General features: G+C 33.3%; 4 protein-coding genes. 2 read left to right on the top strand and 2 right to left on the bottom strand.

Going from position 1 to position 2,050, the window contains the following annotated elements:
• On the bottom strand, positions 1 to 164 hold a 164-nt coding region (locus tag ACFX4W_RS01420; protein ID WP_377559152.1), incomplete at its 3' end, for a DEAD/DEAH box helicase.
• A 190-nt stretch (positions 165 to 354) separates the two neighbouring features.
• Here ACFX4W_RS01420 and ACFX4W_RS01415 point away from each other — a divergent pair.
• Positions 355 to 597, top strand: a complete 243-nt coding sequence (locus ACFX4W_RS01415) for a cold-inducible protein YdjO-related protein (RefSeq protein WP_377559151.1) — start codon at positions 355 to 357, stop codon at positions 595 to 597.
• Between the two features lie 243 nt (positions 598 to 840).
• Here ACFX4W_RS01415 and ACFX4W_RS01410 read toward each other — a convergent pair whose 3' ends face one another.
• The gene (locus ACFX4W_RS01410; RefSeq protein WP_047934552.1) at positions 841 to 1,044 is read right to left on the bottom strand and encodes a cold-shock protein; all 204 of its coding nucleotides are present in this window, start codon (positions 1,042 to 1,044) and stop codon (positions 841 to 843) included.
• Between the two features lie 386 nt (positions 1,045 to 1,430).
• Here ACFX4W_RS01410 and ACFX4W_RS01405 point away from each other — a divergent pair, with 386 nt between their 5' ends.
• The gene (locus tag ACFX4W_RS01405) at positions 1,431 to 1,616 is read left to right on the top strand and encodes a hypothetical protein (RefSeq protein WP_034652964.1); all 186 of its coding nucleotides are present in this window, start codon (positions 1,431 to 1,433) and stop codon (positions 1,614 to 1,616) included.
• Positions 1,617 to 2,050 lie beyond the last annotated feature (434 nt).

Genomic DNA, 2,050 nt, shown 5'->3' with positions numbered 1-2,050 from the left:
GCTGTTGTCTTTCCAGTACCGGTTTGAGCTTGTCCAATTAGATCTTTACCCGTCATAGCTATCGGAATAGCTTCAGCCTGAATCGGCGTAGCCTCTTCAAAACCCAAGTTATGAACTGCCTTTTCAATGTCCTTGCTTAAATTAAAATCAGAAAAATTTTTCAACTGTTTCGTACTCCTTCTCTTACTTAAATTCAGAAACGAGCAAAGCACTCTTCAAAAAGAGATGTCGCTTTTTTATTCCTGCGTATTAACAAATCAATGTTACGATCAACGAACATCTTGTTCTAACATATCCGTACAAGGTGAAATACCTATAGAGAGTAATTTAATTTAGAAAGATAGGGGTCCTGATATTTCTTTTTTAAAAGGTAAACTATTTAGGAGGAATGATGTAGTTAAGTATTATAACCATAGGAAGAAAGGTCAAGAACCCATACTTAAAGAACGAACAGAAATTTGGGAATATCAATCAGAAGAGTGTAATGGTTGGATGAGAAAAAACTTCTCTTATCAAAATCATCAAAAGTGTCCTTTGTGTGGCCATAAAATGAGAGCTCGAGAACGGTTTTTAGATGAGTCTCCTAATCCCCATTAAAAATAATTCATACCCACATTTTTGTATAAATTACCAAAAACTTCTGATTTTTTTAACTACAATTAAACTTCTTAACAAATTGGTATCCTTATTTTCTTTATATTTCCAGTGTATGTTTTAACTAGTCTATACCTTGTACCGTTCATTTTGTCTAAAAAATCAGACTTTTAAGTCTGGTTTTTCTAGCTAGTGGAATTAAAAGTAAAAAAGACTCCCAGGTGGAGTCTTTTTTACTCATTTTGATTATGCTACTTTATGAACGTTAGCAGCTTGTGCTCCACGTTGACCTTGTTCGATATCAAACGTTACTTTTTGACCTTCGTCTAACGATTTAAAGCCTTCACTTTGAATAGAGCTGAAATGTACGAATACATCGTCTCCGCCTTCGATTTCGATAAAACCGAAGCCTTTGTCTGCATTAAACCATTTCACTGTACCTTGTTCCATAATATTGCCTCCTAGTGTGGAATACTCCACACTTATATTACTACCCTTGTCCAACCATACTATCTTAAGATGAAAATTTCTATGGAAGAGATTTCTCTTCTCTTAATCCTACACCGAACAAAAATAATTAACTTAATCGTAACATATAAAACCGAATATAGCAAATACAGGAAAAATGACCCTTTCAAGCGTGAAATCCTATTGTAAAAAGATTAATTTAAGATCTACTAGGAGTAAATAAATTCAATTGACTTTCCACATATGTAGCTTACATACAAAATAGTAAGCGTGTTAAGAGCCCTGCTGTTTTTGTGTAGATGAAATTTTTTATAAAATGGATATCTTGGGTACAATACAGGGTATATACGTGGTAGAGGGGGGATCGTTTGAGACTGAAGGATGGAGACTTTTATACAGATAGTAGAAACGGTAAGGTATATAGATTAAATGAAGATGACAAGGGCAGCTGGTATGTGAGTACGCATGAAGATAATGATAAACTGTCTAGAACATCGGGGCGTGATATGATGAAATTGTTAAAGAGTTTTTATACCAAAATGAACAAAAGTTGAACATTCATAGCTCTGAAAAACTACCGGCCCTAGTCATCATTTAGAGGAGGTAGTTTTTTGTTCGCAATATATTTAAAAAATAGTGGCTCAAAACCTGTTGAAAAGGTACAGGTTTATGAGCACCATTACATAGCTAGGACTGAAATAATGCTAATGCTTTAATGAAACTGAATTTTTTCACACCCTTTTCCTTTTATTAAGAAAATACATTCACACATGTATGACAATTGTCATATTAACTACTTGACGTTTATATCTTTTAATACCAGCTACTATGTTCTACTATAAATGTAAAGAAGAGCTGTATATTAAATATGGTAAAGATGTAAGGAGGAACACATGAGCAAACAAAAAACGACTGAATTAAGAAAAAATGTAGCACCTTTTGAAAAATCCAATACGAAATCGAGTATAAAGCAATTAATAAACACATT

The sequence above is a fragment of the Priestia sp. YIM B13489 genome, from assembly GCF_042787645.1.
In the GTDB taxonomy this organism is placed as follows: Bacteria; Bacillota; Bacilli; order Bacillales; family Bacillaceae_H; genus Priestia; species Priestia megaterium.
Note: the sequence above shows the minus strand (reverse complement) of the source record. Positions and strands in the feature narration are given on the sequence as shown.

Bases quoted from the DNA above. Each gene is read 5' to 3' on its own strand.
- ACFX4W_RS01410 (WP_047934552.1), bottom strand. From the start codon at position 1,044: ATGGAACAAGGTACAGTGAAATGGTTTAATGCAGACAAAGGCTTCGGT.